The organism is Bacillus sp. EKM202B (assembly GCF_011066025.1).
Lineage (GTDB): Bacteria > Bacillota > Bacilli > Bacillales > Bacillaceae_G > Bacillus_A > Bacillus_A toyonensis.
Genome location: NZ_JAAMNK010000078.1, coordinates 1 through 2,467 on the forward strand (window position 1 = coordinate 1; position 2,467 = coordinate 2,467).

Consider the following 2,467-nt stretch of genomic DNA (forward strand, 5'->3'; position numbering starts at 1 on the left):
GTTGGGACCTTGTCCCTGTGAGAGTAGGACGTCGCCAAGCAAGCTTAAGACGAGTCAGGATGACTCGTCTTTTTTGTGTTTTATAACTTCTTTTCAATGCTAAATACTACCTGGATTTTAAAGAACTCCCTATTCTTTTAAGATTTTTGGTTACATATCTATATAAGTTTTATTCTGTTTCTTTCGTGATTTTTAATATGTAATTTAAGATTTTCTATTTTATTTCTTATAGATAAGATTCACCGGTATGTTAAAATAGTACAGTTGTTTTTGAGGTGCGTTAACATAAGAGATTTAATTTGGAAAAAGGAGATAATATGAAAAAGGTAGGTATGATTACTATAGTAGTTTTAGTGCTTCTAACAATCGCGTATATGTTAGTTGGGAATTATTTTTATAACTACGCATTGAATGCGAAACAAGAAAAAGAATTTTTGCAAGATAACCCTCATTTGGCGGAAACAGTGAATGCATCGGGAGATGTATTGGCTACGAATGAAAAAAAGAATGCGGATTTTGTATCGAAATATAAACCGAACACATTAACTATACGTTCTTTCGATAAGCTGAATTTAAAAGGTTATGAATATATGAATGAATCATCTAGTCATAAATGGGCAATTGTAGTTCATGGATATAATGGCAGAGCATCAGAAATGACGAAATATATTCGGAACTTTTATGAACGAGGCTATAATGTCATAGCGCCAGACCTTCGTGGACATGGAAATAGTGAAGGGGATTATGTTGGTATGGGCTGGCATGATCGTAAAGATGTCCTACTGTGGATTCAACAAATTTTAAAGAAAGATCCTAATGCTGAAATAGCTCTATATGGTATTTCTATGGGGGGAGCAACTGTAATGATGACTTCAGGCGAAGATTTACCTTCAAACGTTAAAGTTATTATTGAAGATTGCGGATACTCAACTGTTAGTGATGAATTTACGTATCAACTAAAAGATTTATTCCACTTACCGAAGTTTCCTGTTATGAATGCGGCCAATACAGTTACTAAATTGAGGGCGGGATATGATTTAGAAGAGGCTTCAGCTGTGAAACAAGTTGAGAAAAGTAAAACACCTATGCTATTTATCCATGGGAATGCTGATACATTTGTTCCTTTTGAAATGTTAGATCAGGTGTATAATGCTGCAAAAGTAGAAAAAGAGAAGTTAATTGTTCCAGGTGCGGGGCATGGGGAAGCGGAGAAAGTAGATTCAAATAAATATTGGAATACTGTATGGAAATTCGTAGAGAAGTATATTCCGGCATAATTAAAGTTGTTTCATTTTTATAGACGATAATCGGAGGGGAATAGTCTGCCCTTTTGATTATCGTTTTTTTCTAATTAGGTATTCTGCTATAAGTATATTTTTGTATGTACTATAGAAGGAAATAGAGCAAAAACTTTTGAATTCCTTAATCTCAGTGCTACAATGATTGAAAACTAAGTTTTAAAGAGGTGTTAATATGAAAATTGAAGTATGGTCAGATTTTGTATGTCCATTTTGCTATATTGGGAAGCGTAGATTAGAGATGGCTTTAGAGCAATTTCCGCATAAGGAGGATGTTGAAGTTGAGTTTAAAAGTTTTGAGCTAGATCCGAATACTCCCGTTTACTCTGGAACGAGTATTAATGAAGTGCTTGCATCAAAGTATGGGATTAGTATTGAAGAAGCTAAGCGTAATAATGTACAACTAGGAAATCATGCAGCTAGTATGGGTTTAAGTTTTAATTTTGATGAGATGAAGCCAACGAACACTTTTGATGCGCATCGTCTAGCGAAGTTTGCGAAGGATCAAGGGAAGGAAAAGGAGATTACAGAAAATCTTCTTTTTGCATATTTTACTGAATCAAAGAACTTGAGTGATGTGGATACGCTAGCTACTATCGCTGAAGCTTCAGGTTTAGATAAACAAGAAGCTTTACATGTTATTAATGATAAAAATGCGTATGCCAATGATGTTAGAATTGATGAGGCGGTTGCTCAGCAATATCAAATTTCGGGAGTACCTTATTTTATTATTAATCAGAAGTATGCTATTTCAGGTGCGCAACCACTTGAAACTTTTGTTGGTGCACTTCAGCAAGTTTGGGAAGAAGAGAATCCTGCACCGAAGTTACAGGAACTTTCAGCAGATGGTGGAAGCGATCTTTCTTGTACTGATGGAAGTTGTTCAGTGCCGTCAAAAGAACAATAGTCTTTATTATTGGATAGCAACCCATAGAGAGTTTTATGGGTTGCTTGTATATAACTATAGAAGAAATATATAAATGAAATTTATAAAATATAATTTTTTTAAAAAACGTATTGACGATTGTATAAATGGAGTGTAGTATAGAACAAGTCGCCGATGACAACAACGTCGAAAGCGACAAACGAAATAAAAAACTTAGTTGACATTGAAACATGAAGATGTTAACATAAGGGAGTCGCAAATGAGCGACCAAGTAGTTCTTTGA

2 protein-coding genes are annotated in these 2,467 nt (G+C 34.6%); both read left to right on the plus strand.

The genetic code is table 11. From position 1 onward, the window contains the following. The first annotated feature begins 317 nt into the window (after positions 1–317). Positions 318–1,277: an alpha/beta hydrolase gene (locus G9F74_RS29310; RefSeq protein WP_016107404.1), complete on the plus strand. Its 960-nt coding sequence runs from the start codon at positions 318–320 to the stop codon at positions 1,275–1,277. Between the two features lie 196 nt (positions 1,278–1,473). Then, complete coding sequence (locus tag G9F74_RS29315; protein WP_016107405.1) at positions 1,474–2,205, plus strand: DsbA family oxidoreductase; 732 nt, start codon at positions 1,474–1,476, stop codon at positions 2,203–2,205. Positions 2,206–2,467 lie beyond the last annotated feature (262 nt).

What these genes read in the sequence shown, in the direction of transcription:
- G9F74_RS29310 (WP_016107404.1), top strand. Translation starts at nt 318, where the DNA reads ATGAAAAAGGTAGGTATGATTACTATAGTAGTTTTAGTGCTTCTAACA.
- G9F74_RS29315 (WP_016107405.1), top strand. Translation starts at nt 1,474, where the DNA reads ATGAAAATTGAAGTATGGTCAGATTTTGTATGTCCATTTTGCTATATT.